The sequence below is a fragment of the Planktothricoides raciborskii GIHE-MW2 genome (genome assembly GCF_040564635.1).
In the GTDB taxonomy this organism is placed as follows: domain Bacteria; phylum Cyanobacteriota; class Cyanobacteriia; order Cyanobacteriales; family Laspinemataceae; genus Planktothricoides; species Planktothricoides raciborskii.
The window spans coordinates 6460484-6479480 of sequence record NZ_CP159837.1 but is presented as its reverse complement, the minus strand read 5'-3'; the positions used below and the strand labels follow the sequence as shown (position 1 = coordinate 6479480).

Genomic DNA, 18997 nt, shown 5'->3' with positions numbered 1-18997 from the left:
CAAGCATGATTAGTCGGTTAAAACCGACTTGCGCTATGAGGCGGGGATTTTAATCCCCGACGGGTGTGGTTTACTTTTTAAGGGGGGGTTGGGAGGATCGATCGCTTATTTTGCCAGATATTTTGCCAGAATTGTCTAATAGCCGATCGCCTCTTGCTGACGACTAACTGCGGATACAGGCGATCGCCAAGTTTCTTGCCAAGGTTCGCCCCCAGTTTCTAGCCCTGCCAAACTACTATTTGCCTGTAAAATAGGCGGAGAATTGGGGGAATTTTTTTCCCATAATCGCAATCTTAAATCACCTTGGGTCGTATCGCGACAACGGAACTGTAAACCATCAACTGTGGGGACTCTGACCAGGGTTCCTGACTGATTCGTCATCCCCTCTAATTCCACTGAATAGTAATCATTAGTTGCGGTCATCCACCAATAACCCCAAGGGGCAACTTCCCAGCTTACTTCTGCATTCCACGGGGCAAATTCATAGAATTTATTTTGATAGTGAATGCCAATGGCTGCTACGGACTCCAGCCACCATAATGCTTGACGTTTTCCCCCGGCAGCAGTTAAAGCTAAATCCGGGTATTTATTAAAGGAATTGCAATGAATCCAAAACCATTTAGAGGGGAAAGAACCGCCCCAATTTTTCTCACTATAAGCGGGGACATGATTAAACTCATAACGCTGGTTATTCCAGGAAATCCAACCTGTAGCCAAACCATGCGCCATTAAAACTTGCCATCCCGGTTCAAAAATCGGCAAAAACGATAAAATTCCCCCGGTTGATAGCTGCCCTCTGGTATCATCGCCCCAGCCATAAACCGGCTGAATTTGATATTCCCAGCAACACCATTGTTTAGTTCTGGGGTCTTGTAATTTGCCCTGATGCCAAGTAGCAGTAACTTGATACCCTTCGGCAAGGGTGGCATTAAATTCCTCCGGGTTTAAATATCTGGGTTTAATATAGTTATTAGAGTTATTCGCCGATGCATTAACTTTTCCCCAATGACCTAAAGCCAAAGATTGGGAGTCAGCCCAAAAAGTTTTTACATTGGGAAAAGTTCGGCAAAAATATTGTTCATTAGCCCCCAAAATTTGGGCGCAACCACCAGCATTTGCGGTTCCCCCAGCGGGGTCATCAATGGAATACATGAAGGCAAAACTTTGGCGATGTTCTGGCAAAGTCACGCGAAAATACCAGCCTTCAAAAAAACGGCGATCGCTGCCATCCCAGTGATAGCCACTATGGGGAGTTTGTAGGAAATTTTTCCGTTGAAAAGTTGAAGTAATTGGAGACAAAGACATCCTCCCTAAGTTCTTGATTTGAGTAAATTAATAATATGCAAACTGTTTGATATTTTAATTTATCATATTTTACGTTTTAAATCACAATAGTCTCTGTATTATTTGCTATGATTTGCACAATAGTATTTGCACAGTAGTATTTACACAAAAGATACAGCACTTTTCTATATTATGAGGTACATTATGAGGTTTTGATTCCCCCCGTCCCCCGTCCCCCGTCTGCACGGGGGCAGGCTGCATGGGGGCAGGCTTCGCGCTGGCGTTGCTACAAATACGCAAATACTGCATCTACCGCCTTATCGAGATTAAAATCATACTGGTGGAGTTCTTTTTTGATAGCGTTCTTGATTTTTTTGCCACCAATGCTCAATTGGATTTAAGTCAGGAGAATATTGGGGAACGCGGTTCGGAGGAGAGAGAAGAGAGAAGAGAGAAGAGAGAAGAGAGAAGAGAGAAGAGAGAAGAGAGAAGAGAGAGTTTTCCTCTTTCATAATTCACCTCTTTCATTAGCATCCTGTTGTCTGTAGCAGTAGTTGCCTGTTGCCTGTTCCCTTTGGTAAAAATAATAATTCACAACCCGCATTCTCAATTAATTATCTGACTTTTTTCCTTGATGGAACCGGGCATTATGCCTAATTATGACTTGACCTTTTTTGAGATTGAGTAATAACACTTGTTCTAGCCTTTGTCTCAATTACCTGAGATGTAGAATATCCTTCATACACCATTGGTGCCAAAAACTCTTTTTGACATAAAGCCCCCAATGCGGATTTATTGATTTTATGAACGCTGAACCCGCAATTTATTATCAACCTCTAAACTTAATTCTAAAGTTTGTCCAGCCATCTCTGATAGATTGACATAATTATCAAAAATCCACCGATTTAAAGGTCGTTCTACCAAACTTTCTAGCAAAGTTTTAATTCTCCGACCGCCAAACAGCAAATTATCTCCGGCTTGCATAGAATCAGTTAACCCGGTTAAAATCGAGGCATCAAATTTCAGGGATAACCGATATTTTTCTTGGGATGATGCTTGCAATTGTCCCAAAAACTTCTGACCAATTTGCGTGACAAATTGCGATCGCAACAAGTCGAACACGACAATATTATCCCCTAAGCGGTTCAGTAATTCGGCTCGACCAATTCGGCTGGAAAAATACCAGCTTACTTCCTCACGAAAATGCTGGTTAACTTGGTCATAAGTGTACTGACTCGTTCCTTCATGCTGTACTTGATTCATAATTCCGGGACGAATTAGCGCCCCGGTTTGCGGGTCGGTTAAATCTGAAGCCCCGATATTGCTAGTAAAAATAATTACCGTTTGATTGAAATAAGCCGTCTGCCCTTTACCATCAGTTAAGCGACCATCTTCGAGAACTTGCAGAAACTTGTCCAATACCTTTGGATGTGCTTTTTCAATCTCATCAAATAACAGAATGCTATAGGGATTGGCTAAAACGCGGTTGGTCAATTGTCCCCCTTCTTCATAGCCCACAAAACCCGGAGGAGAACCGGCCAACTTTTCCGCAGCGTGTTCCTCTTTATATTCACTCATATCAAATCGGGCGAAAGCTTCCTCGTCTCCAAAAATCAGACGACTGAGAGATTTGGCTAACTCCGTTTTGCCCACCCCGGTCGGACCGACAAAGAAAAAGACGCCTTTTGGTTTACTGTTGCGTCCGCGAACTTGGCTGAGGCTGATGCCCACCTTCGCTGTGGTCAGCATATCCGTCACCGCTTGAATTGCCCGAGGTTGTCCGATGACTTCTTGGGACAAAGTTTCCGCAGCCCGAGACACTTTTTCCCGGCTGAGTTGTTCAAAGGGTTCGTCTCGCTGTCCGAATTTATAGAAGTCCACTAAGCGCATAGCGTCTCGTTGATTCAAAGGCAGACGGTTTTGAATTGACGTCAGACGCAGGGCTTCTAAGTCCATCGTTTTAAACCCGTCGGTGAGGTCGGCGAATTCTTCGGCGACTTGTTCGAGTTCCGAGGCTTGGTTTGGGTTAGCCGATCGCGCATTTAGCCGATCGCCCTCATAGAAATTTGCCCCAAAGCGCAAAGCAAAATATTTTCGTTCGGCTTTGTTGGGATAGGTGGCTTGGACTAAATTGACATAAGGATTGTTGTTGTAGAACCAGACGGGAACTCGTTTCAAGTCGCTGGCCAAAATTATCACCGTATTGCGGTAGCCTCGAAGTGTTCCTGCTTGGATCGTCGCCGCTTCTAAAGTGCAGCGTTGCAGCAAAATCAGCGCGTTGCGTTCTTCCGTAGCATAGCGATCGGGGTCAGCAGTGAGCATATCTCCCAAATCGATGACTGCGGCGATCGCGGTTTCGGTTTGGCAGAGGACAGAACGCAATTGTCCAAAAGCTTCTTCTGGGGGAATGCGGCGATTTAGTTGAGCATTGCCACGTTGTTGCAGAACGGCCCCTGGGTTGCCGCGAGGTGGTGCAGCCACAGGATTACCATTAGGAGCAGGATTACCATTAGGAGCAGGATTAGCATTAGGAGGTTGCAGGTCTGGGGCTGCCCCATGACGATGGCGGAGTTGTTCCTGAGAAATCCGCTGGAACTCTTGCTGCATCTGCGGTTCGGCAAAGGTGAACCCATCAATACTGTCATAGCGGAGGATCAGGTTAAAGTCGAGTTCTTGGAAATAGCTGCTCAGAAAGTCCTGAATAGACAGATAGTTTCCCCGCCATACTAAGGGGTCGTGAATATCACCGTAAAGGAGAATATGACTGCGGCGGTGTAGTTGTTTGTCAAAGTCAGAAATCCAACGAGCGGAAATTAGCGGAAAGTTCATGGTGGTGTCCTCGAAACTAGGGGTGTAGGGGCGCAATGCTTGCGCCCTGCAATGCTTGCGCCCTGCAATGCTTGCGCCCTGCAATGCTTGCGCCCGCTTGGTGTATTCAGATTCACGCAGTCCGCGATCGCGAACCCTGACTACGGGGGAGGCTATCCGCTTGGTGAATATTCCGGTTAGGGTCCTTTCCCTCCCATTGCAACTCGCCCATTTGTACCCCAAACTCCGTCTCCAGAATTTTGCCCATTTCATTCAGCACCGCTTCGGCTTCATCGCAGGTTGCCGCCGAACCCCCACCCACAGCCGCTTCCGTACTCTTGCTATAGCCCTCCACATCGTAGAAAACTTCCCCTTCCACGGGAATGCTAACGCTAATACCTTTCCCCGCATAGGTGGCCGCGCCCAAAATTACCGCACTGGCAGGGTTATCGGGATGTTCCGCTTGGCGGGCGAGAATGCTAAAACCCAGAGACTCTAAGCTTTGGGCGATACTATCGGCAATGTAGTCCCGTTGGTCTGCTTTAAGTTGGGCGGCGTTGGCAGTTTTAATCGTATTTTGGCTTTGCTGTTGGCAAGTGGCCAGAATTTCACCCACTACCTCGAACTGTTCCGAGGTAATCGCTTGTGTTGCCGCCGCGATTTGACTTTCCAGTTGCGCGACTTCTTGGGGCTGCCACCGCATCACTACCGGGTCTGCTTGCAGTCCGGCAATCAGGGCTTGCAAGTCTCCTAACTGTTGTTCTGCTTGGGCTTGGCGTCGTTGCCACTCAGCGCGGCGTTCGGTCACTCGTTGGCGATGTTGTGCCAGGGCTTGTTCTGCCGCTTGCAGGGGTTGTCGGACGGCGATCGGGTTGCCAGTTTGGATGAATTGCTTGACATTTTGCAGTTTTTGTGCTATATCAGCTTCAGACTGGGGGGCAAACTTAGCCCCATCGGGAATTTGCGTTAATTGCCGTTGCAACTCTTCCAGGGCAAACTGTTGCCGGTCCAGTTCCGCTTGGCGCTTTTTCTCCTCATCATCGCGCCGTTTTTGGGCAATATGACCCTGCATTTCCTGTTGCAATTGTTCCAGATGCTGAGAAATTTCTTGTAAAGTCGGTTCGGACTGGGCTGTTTGGATCTTTTGCTGATGCTGTTGCAGTTGTTGTTGCAGAGTTTGGGCTGCCTTGGGATACAGGTTAGCTTGTTGTTGGGACAATTCAGCCTGAAACTTTTGCGCCTGTTCCCGCACTTTAGTCCGACGATTTTCTAGGCGACGTTGCTTTTCCCGGGCTGCCGCTTCTTGGCGGCGCCGTTCTTCTTCTGCTGCCCGTTCTCGGCGATCGCGTTCCAGTTTTTCTTGGCGTTGGCGGTCTAGTTCCGCACTGGAATATTTAGGGCTACCACTCATGGGAGTTTCTCCTTATATATAAGTTGATGCAGAAACCCGGTTTCTAGGGTTATCTCCAGACTAAGGTTGGTTGGGGAAAAACTCCATAGGAGAAGAATGTCAGGAATATGGAATTTACATGGAATTTGATAGGATAGTAATTAGCTCAAAGTCATGGCAAAAATGCGATCGCCGGAGCATATTGGCTAAAACATGAAAAAAATCAGGTAAGTAGACTGGCAGAAATAAATGCACCGCAGACCCCATTAGAAGAAAAACTGTCATTCCCGCGCAGGCGGGAATCCACAGCCTATCGGCGGGGAACGAAAAGAGCAATTAATTATGTTCACCTACTTATAATTACGGAGAAAATTAACAATGAATTTAGAGCAAGCCGTTTTAGATAAGTTGCAGACATTGCCCCCAGATAAGCAACAAGAAGTTTTAGATTTTGCTGAGTTTCTTCAACAAAAAATCATTCCTAAAAAACCTCGGAAAAGTGTTAAAGGAATGTGGAATAATTTAGATATCAATATTACGGAAGCAGATATCGCCCAAGCTAGAAAGGAAATGTGGGGAAATTTTCCCAGAGAGGATTTTTAATGACAGCCGTTGTCGCTGACACTCATACAATTATCTGGTAAGTAGGTGAACATAATTAATTGCACTTTTCGTTCCCCGCCGATAGGCTGTGGATTCCCGCCTTCGCGGGAATGACAGTTTTTTTCTCATTGGGTCTGTGGTGCATTTATTTCTGCCCACCTACTTATTTGCGCGATCATACTCGATTATCGCCAGCCGCTATGAATGCTTTAGATACTGCATCTACAGGAGGATATCTGATTTATGTATCAGCGATTTCTGTGGTAGAAGTAGGCTATCTAGTGGAAAGATATCGATTGCCAGAAGAGGCATTTGGGCAACTAATTCAGGCTTTATCCGATGCGGAGACTGAATTAGAAATAGCCCCTTTAAATTTAATAACAGCACAAACTTTGCGTCAGATTCCCCGCCATCTAGTGCCAGATATGCCTGATAGGATTATTGCCGCCACTGCGTTATCTTTGAATCTTCCCTTAGTCACTCGCGACGCGCAAATTCAATCCTTAACTAATATTCAGACAATTTGGTAAGTAGGATGGGCAAGATTCCATTCTCGTTCCCAGGCTGGAGCCTGGGAACGAGGAAAAATATTAAATGTAGGGGCGTTCTCGCATTCGCCCCTACAATATCTGGTGATTTGGCATCTGTAGGGGCGCAATGCTTGCGCCCAAATTAACCTCGAAATCGTAGCAATAATTTTTGATGCTTGGTATAACTTGGTAAGTAGGTGAACATAATTAATTGCACTTTTCGTTCCCCGCCGATAGGCTGTGGATTCCCGCCTGCGCGGGAATGACAGTTTTTCTCCCGATCTGGTCTGTGGTGCATTTATTTCTGCCCACCTACTTATAACCAGCCCTCGCGAGGCAGAGCCTCTCGACTGGCATTCCCAGGCTGGAGCCTGGGAACGAGGAAAACGAACGAGGAAAACGAGGAAAAATATTAAATGTAGGGGCGTTCTCGCATTCGCCCCTACGCTTGGGCGCGGGTCAGATCGTGGTTCAGTAAGAAAGAAAACCGCTGTAAGGCTTTGATTCATTTGCCCACCCTACGATCTTAATTTCCATGCAGTTACCATAAGACTGGCATCTTCCTGTCATTCCGCCACTGCTGACAAAATGCCAGACTACGAATAGCAACATTTAAAACATCTTTCAGGCTTATGACACCGCAAACCACCTTACGCATTTTTCGTCGAGAAGCCCCCGTGGGAGTATTGGGACCCGGACAACGAGCGGTTATCTGGGTTCAAGGCTGTGCTTTCGCTTGTCCCGGTTGTATCGTTCCCGAATCTTGGGATCATAACGGTGGCGAAGAAATTACCCTAGGGGAACTGGCTGACTGGGTATTGGGGCAACCGCACATCGAAGGCATTACCTTATCTGGGGGCGAACCGACGATCCAAGCAGGGGCTTTAACTCAGTTAATCGATCTGATTCGCCAGGAACGGGATTTAGGAGTAATGTGCTATACGGGATATCGACTGGAAGCACTTCAACAACAGGGAACCAACTCCCAAAGACAATTGTTGCAAAAAATTGATTTACTGGTAGATGGGACATATATTCAGTCCCAACACGATGACCTATTGTGGCGGGGTTCTCGGAATCAGCGTTTGCTCTGCTTGACCCCACGGTATCGAGTCACGGTGGCAGAACGTTTGGCGGCTGGGGATAACTCAGCGGGACTCACCTTTGTGTCTGGAAGCAATGGGGAGGTTTATTTTACTGGCGTGCCGGGGATGCCTCAATTTCGCCAACAGTTCGAGGCACAAATGCAAAAACGCGGAATTATCATTCGGGTTTAGAGAAATGAATCAAGCTGAACTGCTATACAAAATGCTCGTAGGACAGGTAATCAAAGACCTGTACCATTTAAGAAAAGTGCTCGGCGCTGGGGGCTTTGGGGGCGTTTTTCTGGCCGATGAAGTAGTCCGAGACCGGCTGCTGCGAGAATTGGCGATTAAATTGATTGCCGATAATACCAACGAGCAACTCGAGGAATTGATCGAAGCGACTCGTTTAGACCATCCTAATTTAATCCGCTCTTATGCAGCAGGAGATTGCCAGTTAAATGGGATTGACTTTCTTTATTTAGTGATGGAAAAAGCCGAATATTCCCTAGAGAAGCGCCTAGAACAGGGCAAGCTGTCCGTGGCCGATACGAAAAAATTGGCTGGGGATGTGGCGGCGGGGTTGGTTTACCTGCACGGTCAAAATAAAGTGCATCGGGATTTGAAGCCGGGAAATGTTCTCTGGCTGAACAATACCTGGAAATTGTCTGATTTTGGTTTAGTGCGGAGTTTGGGCAGTCAGAGTTATGCCCAAACTGCCAACCCTAGTGGCACCATTGCCTATACGCCCCCGGAAGCATTCGGCGATCGAGGTAAGATTTCTACGGCTTGGGATGTTTGGTCTCTGGGAATTATGGTGGTGAATGCGGTTAGCGGACAAGTTCCTTATAGTTTTGACGGAAAAACTCAGTTGCTCAAGCAGGTGATGACTGGTAATTTAGTTTTGCCAAATAATATTCCCTCAGAGTTAGAGTCAATTGTCCGGGGCTGTTTGCAAGAGGACAGACGGCAACGGTGGACGGCTGAACGGGTACTAGAGGCGCTGAAACCACCTGTCATTCCCGCCTGCGCGGGAATCCATCCTCCTGTCATTCCCGCGCAGGCGGGAATCCATCCTCCTGTCATTCCCGCGCAGGCGGGAATCCACCCACCTGTCATTTCTCCGGTTATTCCCGCGCTGGAAATCCTCAAAGGGCGGGAAGACTGGAAAACATTCTCTTACGCTGTAGTAAAACTCGACCCCCAAGGCAATATCAGCAGCCGCAACCAGGGCAGCAACCAAGGCTATATCGAACTTATCAACGGCGTGGAGTTTCCCTTGCTGAGAATTCCCTCTGGCAGCTTCCTGATGGGTTCCCCGCACACAGAAGCAGGACGAACGAAGGCTGAAAGTCCGCAACATCGAGTCAGTATCGCGGAATTTTGCCTGGGGCAAACTCAAGTTACCCAGGCTCAATGGCGGGTGGTGGCTAATTTGCCGAAAATTCACCGCGACCTCGACCCCGACCCGTCAGACTTCAAAGGGGACAACCGCCCCGTAGAGTGTGTTACTTGGTACGACTGTATCGAATTCTGTGCGCGGTTGAGTCAGAAAACAGGGAAAAACTACCGTCTGCCCAGCGAGGCAGAATGGGAATATGCCTGTCGTGCTGGCACCACTACCCCCTTTCATTTTGGGGAAACTATTTCGGCAGAAGTGGCTAACTACGACGGCAACCATACTTACGGCAGGGGTCAGAAAGGGGTTCGTCTGGGAGAGACCATTCCGGTGGGTAGCCTGAATGCGGCGAATGCTTGGGGTTTGCACGATATGCATGGGAATGTGTGGGAATGGTGTTTAGATGATTGGCATGACAGCTATACTGGCGCCCCGACTGACGGTCGCCCCTGGCTAGATACTAATGATAATGATTCTCAAAATATTTTTAACTTAATTATTTTTTCAAGCATTTTTGTTAAAAATAAGAATGATAATGATTATCATTTTGAGAATTGGCAAAATTTACTGAAAAAATTTCTGGAACATAAAAAAAATAAGCTGTTGCGCGGTGGGGACTGGAACCTCGTTCCGAGGTACTGCCGTTCGGCGGCTCGGTACTGCAGCAGTCCCGGCGGTCGGGGCTACCTCGTTGGGTTTCGTATTGCCGTCTCCCTGCCGAGAACTTAATTTCTCTTTACTCTTTTTCCCTCTTTCCCTCTTGGCGCGAAGCGCCTTTTTTTTTGAGCTTTTTGGTTATAGCAGTCCTATTTCAATCGTAATATTTTTGTAGGGGCAATCCCCCCGTGGTTGCCCCGGAGCGTCCAGGGGCAGCCACCGCCAAAGGAATTGCCCCTACAAAATTTTTCGCATCACTTTAGGATTGCTATATATAGCGGTTATTATCTGGATGAAGTACAGAGGTTTTCTGGATTCCCGCATTCGCGGGAATGACAGGTTTTTTTGTACTTCATAATACCATTTACAAAAATTAATGCAACAGTAGGGACACGGGGCGACCACGGGGGGATCGCCCCTACAATTACCACAACCAATTTAGGATTGCTATATATAGCGGTTATTACCTGGATGAAGTACAGAGGTTTTCTGGATTCCCGCATTCGCGGGAATGACAGGTTTTTTTGTACTTCATAATACCATTTACAAAAATTAATGCAACAGTAGGGACACGGGGCGACCACGGGGGGATCGCCCCTACAATTACCACAACCAATTTAGGATTGCTATAAAATCCTTAAATTATTGCCAAATCTAAAAAATTTGCCCACCTAATTACCATTCAGATTGAATTTTTAATAAATAACCCATACGTCGGATAGTGACTAATGCTGCTTCTGCATCATTTATATTACTATATTCTTCTAATAATTTACGAATATCGCGGGCTAATCCATTGACTTCTAAAGCAGTGCGTCCTTCCGCGTCTGGCCCGTTGCCCCAAACCGCAGAAATCAGTGCTTGATATTCACAAACAATGGGTTCTCCTTGATTATCTAAATTTTTTTGTGCCATATATCGCAGCATGGCATTTACTTGGGGACGGCAGGGAATTGCAGTGCGTTCTGTGCCAATTTGATGATACAAGGTAGCTTGAGAGATTTTGTAAATAAATCTGCTGATTTCTAATGGCTTTTTCGGTAATTCCGATAATTCTGCTAATTCTGCCGATGATTTTACGATCTTAGTTTTATATTTGTTGGTGGCATTGGGGTCGAAAAATGTGATTTTCCAATGGTGAATTAAAATCGCTGATTCCGGTTTCAGGGCGATGGTTTTTTGGTGAATGTTTTCTTGGTTTTCGCCCCATTGCACGATGGTGCCATTGGTGCTATTATCAGTTAATAACCATTGTCCCGCTTCTCGATATAAAATACAGTGCTTGATGCGGGTAATGAGACTATTTGGATCTTCGGATAAAGATATGTCATTATCAGAAAGTCGGCCAATGGTGTAGTGGGTGTCACGGAGTTCGAGTTTTTTTTCTTCGCCACTGGGGGATTGAATGATCAGATAGGGAATTAAGTCTGCCATTGTGGTTGGACGGGCACGTCGGGGCTAGGATTTTTTTCCCTATTTTATCAGTAAGCCCCCCCTTAGTAAGGGGGGGTTGGGGGGGTTTTTTCGGGTTTTTCTGACACGAGGCAGAGCCTCTAGAGGGGCATTCCCAGTCAGAGCCTGGGAACGAGAGATAACGAAGGACACGGCTGGATCGAAACCACAGAGACACAGAGGACACAAAGAGAGATTTTGGGGAGATTTTGGAGAGATTTTGTCGATCGAGAATGTTTTAAGAAGGGAACAAGGATATGGCAGGAGGACAGGGCAGTGCTAATAGCGCAAATGCTTTGCCCCTACAGATATTTATAATTTATTCGCGGAGAGCGGGCCCGCGCATTCCGGCAGTTTATTTAATATTTCAAGCAGTAGGGGCGAATGGCCATTCGCCCCTACAAGGGCGAATGGCCATTCGCCCCTACAAAAATATTACGATTGAAATAGGATTGCTATAGTTAAGAAAGTTGAGAGTTGGGTTGAAGCTGAATGATTAAGGCGGTAATGTTGTCTTTGCCTCCTTGGTCTAAGGCCCGATCGCGTAAGGCGGTGATTAACTGTTCGGGATTGCTGATATTTTCAGTGATTAAATGTTGCATTTCTGAGTCGGAAATATGCCCATGTAAACCATCGCTAGATAATAGAATAATATCGTTTGGTTGTAGCGGCAAAAACGGTGATGGTTGTTGGCCAAATTTAGGGTCGATTGAAAATTGTCCGGTGCCTTCTTTGCCACCTAAACAAGAACTAAGGAGCGATCGCATAGGATGATTTTCCACTTGTTCGGGAGTTATTTTACCGACTTCGAGTAAAATCCGCACGATGGAATGGTCGGCGGTTTTGTAGAGGTGCTGCGGTTCTCTAAAGTGATAAAGTCTACTATCTCCGGCATAAAGATGAACGCATTCTTCAGGGGTAATGATGGCAGCAACTACGGTGGTTCCCATGCCGATCAGTTGGAAACTTTGACTGCCTTCTAAGCGAATTTTTTCGTCAGCCTGGTAAAATTTTTCGATTAATTTATGATATAATATGTCTGATAGACTTGCGGAGGTTTCTGACAAATTTTCGTTTGATTGTTCCAGTAAAGTATTACTATTATTACTAGGTTTAGCCAAGGGTTCGCCTAACAGTTCTCGAAAGGTTTCAATGGCTAATTCAGCGGCTCGTTTTCCGCCACGACCTCCCCCCATGCCATCAGCAACTACGGCCAAAATTGCTGATTTATCCGGCCAAGGTTCCAGTAAAAAAGCATCTTGGTTTTCGGTACGCACTTTTCCAATATGGGAAACCGAACAGAGAGTAGCCCAGTTAAGTTGGCTAACTTGAATTGGGGCTAATTCAAGGGAATTTATAGAGTTATTTTCAGGGATATTTATAGAGTTATTTTCAGAGTTATTTATCGGTTTATTCACGGTTAATTACCTCAAGTTGAATGTTGCCTAAGCGAATGCGACTGCCAATTTCTAGGGCAACAGGTTCGGAAAATTTTTGATTGGGCGGAACATCTAATTTTTTCTCGTTGATAAATGTTCCGTTGCGACTACCTAAATCGCGAATTTGTAGGCTTCCGTCTTGCCATTGCAATAGGGCATGACGACGCGAAACCATTGGTGGGTTGCCTAGTTCGCAGTCATTGAGATCGATCTCTACCTGGCAGTGGGGCGGGTCGTTCCGTCCGACCAGCGATCGCATTTGCGTTAGGGGAAAAAGCCGATTTTTTTGCGGCCCGTTGAGTACCACTAAGTAAGTGGTTTCGGGAAGGAGTCGTTGCCGTCTGGGAATGGGGTCGAGTCCAAATCCGTCCATCATAGGATTTCTCCAGTTTTGCGGGTATCCCGTAGCAGTGAAGTCATGCGATCGGGGTTCAGTTTTCCTGAATTTTGTAATTCTTGAAGCTGTTGTGCGGCTTGCTGCATTATGTCCGTGCGACCGGATTTGTAAGCGGCAACTTGAATGTTGGTGAGCAGTTCCCCGGTGCGGTTGGGGTCGTGGCTGCTGGGCAGTTCGGTGCTGTTGAGGTTAATTTCCCATCCGAGGCGATCGCGATCGACTTCTTGATTCACGGTCTGAGCTTTTCTATAGGAAGTGGTATATTCGATCGCCGCAGTAGCGCGGACGGGATTCATGTTTGGCCCTTGTAGTTGAACATTGAGCACGGGTTTAGAGGTGCTAGGGTCATTAAAACCCAGAGGAGGGACGTTGACTAGAATCAGAACGTCGGTGGGTTCGGTGGAGGAAAGGGCGGTGAGGATGAGTTCGTTGGGGGCAGTTTCTTCTAAAGGCAGGTATTCGGGACGATAGCGACAGAAGCTTTCCACCTCAGACCCAGCGAGAGGAGTGAGAATTAGTTGCACTGCGTCGAAGGCGATCGCCTGGTAGCTGGATAACCGTTCTTGTAATTGTGGTTCTAAGCTGCTGGGAGTATCAGCGTAAATAAATGCCCCACGACCGCGATCGCTTAATGTCACCAGAAAGTCCGTATTGAAATGTGCGGCATTGCCCAAGCCCACGGTACAAAGATTAATCCCCGAATTGGCGCATTGTCTAGCCATATCAATCAGAGAGTCGGTATTTTCGAGAATCTGTCCTTGATTGTTGGTGGGATGCCCGTCGGTAATTAGGATGGCAACTCTGGCAACTCCGGGTTCTGGAGGTAGGGCTTGTTGCAACCATTTTAGGGCAAGGTCGGTACGGGTGACACCGTTAGCGCGAAGTTGGGCGATCGCTTCTCGTGTCTGAGAGGTATTCCCCGAAGTGGCGTTAATTAAAGGAGAAACATTGGTGGCAAAACTAGCCAGGGAGAGGCGATCGCTCAACCCCCTTAACCCCCCCTTACTAAGGGGGGGCAAGGGGGGGTTCTGCGGATCGCTGTCTCTGAGTTGACGAATCACCATTTCACAAGCCGCTTTAGCCCGTTCCAGTTTTTCCCCGTGCATGGAGGAACTGGTATCGAGGGCGATCGCTAGGTGCAAGGGCATTTTCGGCGCATCTGCGATCGGGGTCATCCGCACCCGCAGAACGTGATTGGTATTCTGAGAACTAATCTTAGCGGGAAGATCCCAGTCAAGTTGAAGGTCAAACATAAGTATCTCGATAATCTAAATAATCTTTTAGCTTGATGCTTCAACCTTACCAACTAGATTGGCTCAGAACTATGGTAAACGCATAGAAATTAGATGGTATTTTCGATCGCTCCCCCGGAGGGGGCAGGGGTGATAGGGGGCAGAGGAGCGGAGGGGCAGAGGGGAGAGTGAATAGTGAATAGTGAAAGGGAGGATGCATAGGAAAGAGGATGCATAGGAAAGAGGAAAGAGGATGCATAGGAAAGAGGATGCATAGGAAAGAGGATGCATAGGAAAGATATTCTCTCCTCTCTTTTCTCTCCTCTCTTTTCTCTCTTGGCCATTCGCCCCTACGACTTTTCACTTTCCCCCGCTCCCCAAAAAGAACTACGCTCTATACATCTTCCGCAAAAATAAAGCGATACAGTTCACTGGCATCTGGTTCGGGACTGGTGGTGGCAAATTCCAGGGAATCATCGATCACCCCTTGAATTCTTTGATCGATCGCCTTCAACTCTTCCTCAGAAGCCAAACCATAAGTAATCAGATGGTCTGCCAATCGCTTAATTGGATCGCGGGCGTGCCAAAATTCTTTTTCTTCTTTCGACCGCATTTCATCGGGGTCAGCCAAAGAGTGACCTCGGAAACGATAAGTCAGGGCTTCAATCAGGGTTGGACCTTCTCCGGCACGAGCACGGGCGATCGCCTCCTTAGCCGCAGCCCGCACTGCCAGCACATCCATCCCATCCACCTCAACACCATGCATCCCAAAAGCGCTGGCTTTCTTATAAATTTCTGGCACAGAGGTAGCGCGTTCGTGGGACATCCCGATCGCCCACTTATTATTTTCCACCACATAAAGAATCGGCAGTTTCCACAACACCGACATATTCAAACATTCAAAAAACTGGCCATTATTGGCAGCCCCATCGCCAAAAAAGCAAGCGGTCACTTGATCCGCATTCTCATCACTCATAGTTTCTCGGCAATATTTGCTGCGAAAAGCCGCCCCCATTGCCACGGGAATACCTTCCGCCACAAACGCATAACCCCCCAGAAGCCGGTGTTCTGCGGAAAACAAGTGCATCGAACCCCCACGACCTTTAGAGCAACCCGTCGCCTTGCCAAACAACTCCGCCATCACTTCCCGGGCTGGAACACCCGCACTCAAAGCATGAACGTGATCGCGATAGGTACTCGACACATAATCTTCATCTCGCCGCATCGCCCGAATAACCCCAGTAGACACGGCTTCTTGGCCATTGTAGAGGTGAACAAAGCCAAACATCTTGCCCCGATAATACATTTCGGCGCATTTATCCTCAAACAACCGCCCCAAGACCATATCTTCATACAACATCAATCCTTCTTCTTTAGTGACTTCTGTTGCGCTGGCCTGATAAACTGGTGCAGTTCGCTCCTGAAACATTTAATTCTCCTACCGATCGCAAATAAAATTTAGACAGGTTTTTTCAACTTATCATCCTCGATCGCCACTACCTTGGCAACAGATCCGATCGGATGACGATTTATGGTTGACGGTCAACGGTCAACGGTTAGCCATGCATCCTCTCTCCTCTCTTCTCTACGAGCGAGAAGGCGTTCACCGATCCTAAGTGGCGAGTCGCTACGATTAATGAATGCGTGTACACTTTTAGCTATGAAGCTAGAGCGTATAATTATCGCACGATAACGGTGCGTTCGGTCAGAAGCCAAAAACAGCTAACTATAAGCTAACTAGATGTTACTCGTGAGCAGGGGGATTAATAGTGCTAGTTCCACTTGATTATTACCGCATTCTCGGTTTACCGATCCAAGCAACCGCTGAACAATTACAACAAGCCCATCGCGATCGCAGCCGACAATATCCGCGTCGAGAATATTCTGATATTGCCATTGATTTACGCAAACAACTCATAGACGAAGCTTATGCTATTCTGAGCGATCCTGAAGAACGCCAAATTTATGATGCCAGCTTCCTAGCTAAAACATACAATGAGATGGAATCCGGCAAGCAATTGGAAGCCAAGCCATCGATCAATCGGACTCAACCGGGAAGCGCTGACTTTGATCCTCATACTCCGAGTATTGGAATAGAACCACAACAACTCGTAGGTGCCTTGCTGATTCTCCAGGAATTAGGAGAATATGAGCTTGTACTCAAACTAGGTCTGCCCCATCTAGGTGCAAATAATGCCAATAACATTAGCCAGAAACCGGGTTTCTATGTAGAAGCCGGTGGGGCAACAGACATTTCTCATAGAAACCCGGTTTCTAAATTTGGCGATCCTCAGCTAGTTGTCCCCGATATTGTGCTGACTTTAGCCCTAGCTTGTTTAGAACTGGGAAGAGAACAATGGCAACAAGGGCAATATCAAAAAGCCGCCACATCTTTAGAAACTGGCCAAGAATTACTCTTGCGTGAAGAATTATTTCCCAGCGTCCGGGGAGAAATTCAAGCAGACCTGTATAAACTGCGGCCTTATCGCATCTTAGAATTATTAGCCCTGCCTGAGTCAAAAGTAAAAGAACGTCGGCATGGCTTGGAACTCCTGCGCGATATGTTAGAAGAACGCCAAGGAATTGATGGCAGCGGCGATGACCGTTCCGGTTTAAATGTCGATGACTTTCTCCGGTTTATCCAACAACTCCGCAGCCACTTAACCGCAGGCGAACAACAAGAATTATTTGAAGCCGAAGCCCGTCGTCCCTCGGCGGTCGCCACCTATCTAGCGGTCTATGCATTAATAGCCCGTGGCTTTGCCAACAGACAACCGGCACTGATTCGCCGTGCTAGTTTAATGTTGACTCATTTAGCCCGCAGGCAAGATGTTCACTTAGAACAAGCAGTCTGTGCTTTATTACTCGGTCAGACCGAGCAAGCGTCTCATGCGTTGGATCTGACCCAAGAACATGATGTGCTGGAGTTTATTAGAGAAAATTCTAAAGATTCTCCCGATTTACTGCCCGGATTATGTTTGTATGGCGAACGCTGGCTGCAATCAGAAGTTTTTCCTTATTTTAGAGATTTGCTCCAAGCTCAAGTCTCTTTAAAGGATTATTTTGCCGATCCCAACTGTCAAGCCTATTTGGAATCCTTGCCGGAGTCTTCAGTGGATGAGGCCAATCAATGGATGGTTGTGCCACCGCCAAAATCTCCGATTACTGTAGGATTGCCCCAACCCGCAGCTTATCGGGAACCGACTTTGACCATGCCATCTCTAAGCGAACGGATGGCAGAATCTAATGCTACTAATGCTACATCGGGGCAGTCTCCGAGTAACGGAATTATTGCCGGGTCAAGTAGTCAGAGTCCTCGGGGGTCTGTAACTTCTGGCGGCACAACCCCTACCACAATCTCTAGTCCCTTGCCGAGTGCGATTAGAAATCCGAGCCCTTCAAAGGTTCCGGTTTCCACCCCTTCCCCAAGCTTACCCGCTGACAGAAGTAGTCGGCCAATTTCTAGACCGCTGGAAACTACTGGCAACATCAGAAACCGGGTTGCGTCCGCCGATACCTTTAGAAGCAACTCGGTGTCTGGGGAGACCAGATCCGAAGATAAGTCTCGTTTGCCCATAGCAGCCCGGGTAGGAACCCCCCCTTATCCCCCCCAGAGTAGTGGGACTTCACCTCGCAGTGCCGCCAAATCCTCGAAAAAAAGCTCCGAAGCCCTGATGATTAAAGGGCTGAAGGTTGAACGGCTGGTTTTAGTCGGGGCTGTAGGTCTGGTGGGAATTTGGCTGTTTTGGAGTTTGCTCAGAGCGATCTTTTTCTCTGGTCCAACCCTCAAAGGGGAACAACTCCAGATTTACTTAAGTGATGTTAACTTGGCCGACAAATCGGCAGTCATCCCGATTCCCGATCCCCAAAAATCTGCCGCCCCGTCAGGCAATACGGAGTTAAATCAGCAACAGGCGACTCAGGTGATTCAGCAATGGTTTGCCCTGAAATCACAAGCCCTCGGTCCACAGCATCAATTTGAGCAACTCAATACGATTTTGCTCGATCCGGCTTTGTCTAGTTGGCGAGAAACAGCCCAGTTGGCCAAACAGCAAAATTGGTACTGGGAGTATCAGCAGCATCAGCTTAATGTTAGACAAATTGAAGTGAATAAAACCGATCCGAATCAAGCTACGGTGGAAGTAGATGTGACTGAAGTGGGTAAATTATATGAAGGCGGTCAGTTTGTTAGAGATGGAAATGAACAGTTGCGGGTTCGGTATGAATTAGTTCGCGATAAAAATAATGGTCAATGGCGACTGCGTAATTGGGAGATTTTACAATAGAGAAGATTTCTTAAGCATTGCCTGGTTTTTTGTCTGTTTATAGGATTTTTCGATTAGTTTTAACAGGACTTTCATGGCGATGCTGAAATGATTTCTGAGATTCAGCCTTGATGTAGGGGCTTTCGCCTTCGGGCAATAATTTAACAAGTGTTAACCCCCAAATTTAATATCCGAATGCGCGGGTTCGTACTTGGTGTTTATTTGATGCCAAAGCGGGTATCTGGATTATTTTGAGGGAGTTTGTTGGCGACGCCGGCCGGAGTTTTCTGGCGGCTAGGGGCGATCGCCATTTTTTCCTGCCTAATTTCACGACCTCATTTCATCGGCTTTTGCCCAGGTAGATCCCTCAAATGTCTGTTGTTTAGGATACTATGGCTTAATTTGTTATGAAAATATGACATTTTGGCCTTCTAGAACCGTGCTTGACGGGCTTTATGT

General features: G+C 47.1%; 15 protein-coding genes. 7 read left to right on the top strand and 8 right to left on the bottom strand.

Annotated elements, in window-relative coordinates:
* Nucleotides 1–135: 135 nt before the first annotated feature.
* Nucleotides 136–1305 (bottom strand): tocopherol cyclase family protein, encoded by a 1170-nt coding sequence (locus ABWT76_RS27645; protein ID WP_354635269.1) that lies wholly within the window; start codon nt 1303–1305, stop codon nt 136–138.
* A gap of 238 nt (nt 1306–1543) precedes the next feature.
* On the opposite strand from ABWT76_RS27645, the gene ABWT76_RS27640 reads away from it, so the two are divergent.
* Nucleotides 1544–1798: a hypothetical protein gene (locus ABWT76_RS27640; protein WP_242049889.1), complete on the top strand. Its 255-nt coding sequence runs from the start codon at nt 1544–1546 to the stop codon at nt 1796–1798.
* 287 nt (nt 1799–2085) lie between these two features.
* Here the strand turns inward: ABWT76_RS27640 and ABWT76_RS27635 are convergent, their stop codons facing one another.
* On the bottom strand, nt 2086–4113 hold the full coding sequence (locus ABWT76_RS27635; RefSeq protein WP_354635268.1) for an AAA family ATPase: 2028 nt from the start codon (nt 4111–4113) through the stop codon (nt 2086–2088).
* Nucleotides 4114–4225: 112 nt separating this feature from the next.
* Nucleotides 4226–5503, bottom strand: a complete 1278-nt coding sequence (locus tag ABWT76_RS27630) for a hypothetical protein (RefSeq protein ID WP_354635267.1) — start codon at nt 5501–5503, stop codon at nt 4226–4228.
* 357 nt (nt 5504–5860) lie between these two features.
* On the opposite strand from ABWT76_RS27630, the gene ABWT76_RS27625 reads away from it, so the two are divergent.
* From ABWT76_RS27625 to ABWT76_RS27610, 4 genes are all read left to right on the top strand, one after another.
* Nucleotides 5861–6085: a DUF2281 domain-containing protein gene (locus ABWT76_RS27625; RefSeq protein ID WP_190878296.1), complete on the top strand. Its 225-nt coding sequence runs from the start codon at nt 5861–5863 to the stop codon at nt 6083–6085.
* Nucleotides 6086–6195: 110 nt separating this feature from the next.
* On the top strand, nt 6196–6615 hold the full coding sequence (locus tag ABWT76_RS27620) for a type II toxin-antitoxin system VapC family toxin (protein ID WP_054467584.1): 420 nt from the start codon (nt 6196–6198) through the stop codon (nt 6613–6615).
* Between the two features lie 632 nt (nt 6616–7247).
* The gene (locus ABWT76_RS27615; protein WP_190879472.1) at nt 7248–7892 is read left to right on the top strand and encodes a 4Fe-4S single cluster domain-containing protein; all 645 of its coding nucleotides are present in this window, start codon (nt 7248–7250) and stop codon (nt 7890–7892) included.
* 4 nt (nt 7893–7896) lie between these two features.
* A complete protein-coding gene (locus ABWT76_RS27610) occupies nt 7897–9825 on the top strand; it encodes a bifunctional serine/threonine-protein kinase/formylglycine-generating enzyme family protein (protein ID WP_354635266.1) in 1929 nt (642 codons plus the stop codon).
* A 603-nt stretch (nt 9826–10428) separates the two neighbouring features.
* Here ABWT76_RS27610 and ABWT76_RS27605 read toward each other — a convergent pair.
* On the bottom strand, nt 10429–11187 hold the full coding sequence (locus tag ABWT76_RS27605) for an FHA domain-containing protein (RefSeq protein WP_354635265.1): 759 nt from the start codon (nt 11185–11187) through the stop codon (nt 10429–10431).
* A 275-nt stretch (nt 11188–11462) separates the two neighbouring features.
* On the opposite strand from ABWT76_RS27605, the gene ABWT76_RS27600 reads away from it, so the two are divergent.
* Nucleotides 11463–11666, top strand: coding sequence for a hypothetical protein (locus tag ABWT76_RS27600; protein WP_354635264.1), 204 nt, complete (start codon nt 11463–11465; stop codon nt 11664–11666).
* On the opposite strand, the gene ABWT76_RS27595 is transcribed toward ABWT76_RS27600, so the two are convergent.
* The 4 genes from ABWT76_RS27595 to pdhA form a co-directional block, all read right to left on the bottom strand.
* Entirely contained in the window at nt 11667–12623 is a 957-nt protein-coding gene (locus tag ABWT76_RS27595) for a protein phosphatase 2C domain-containing protein (protein ID WP_354635263.1), read from the bottom strand. It lies immediately after the preceding gene.
* Entirely contained in the window at nt 12616–13020 is a 405-nt protein-coding gene (locus tag ABWT76_RS27590; protein WP_354635262.1) for an FHA domain-containing protein, read from the bottom strand. The genes ABWT76_RS27595 and ABWT76_RS27590 overlap by 8 nt, the downstream gene beginning before the upstream one ends.
* Nucleotides 13017–14294, bottom strand: coding sequence for a VWA domain-containing protein (locus ABWT76_RS27585; RefSeq protein WP_354635261.1), 1278 nt, complete (start codon nt 14292–14294; stop codon nt 13017–13019). The genes ABWT76_RS27590 and ABWT76_RS27585 overlap by 4 nt, the downstream gene beginning before the upstream one ends.
* A gap of 373 nt (nt 14295–14667) precedes the next feature.
* Nucleotides 14668–15702 carry a pyruvate dehydrogenase (acetyl-transferring) E1 component subunit alpha gene (pdhA, locus tag ABWT76_RS27580; protein ID WP_190879466.1) on the bottom strand — a complete coding sequence of 345 codons (1035 nt, stop codon included), beginning with the start codon at nt 15700–15702 and terminating at the stop codon, nt 14668–14670.
* 340 nt (nt 15703–16042) lie between these two features.
* Between pdhA and ABWT76_RS27575 the strand changes: the two genes are divergently transcribed.
* Complete coding sequence (locus ABWT76_RS27575; RefSeq protein ID WP_054467565.1) at nt 16043–18559, top strand: IMS domain-containing protein; 2517 nt, start codon at nt 16043–16045, stop codon at nt 18557–18559.
* Nucleotides 18560–18997: the final 438 nt, after the last annotated feature.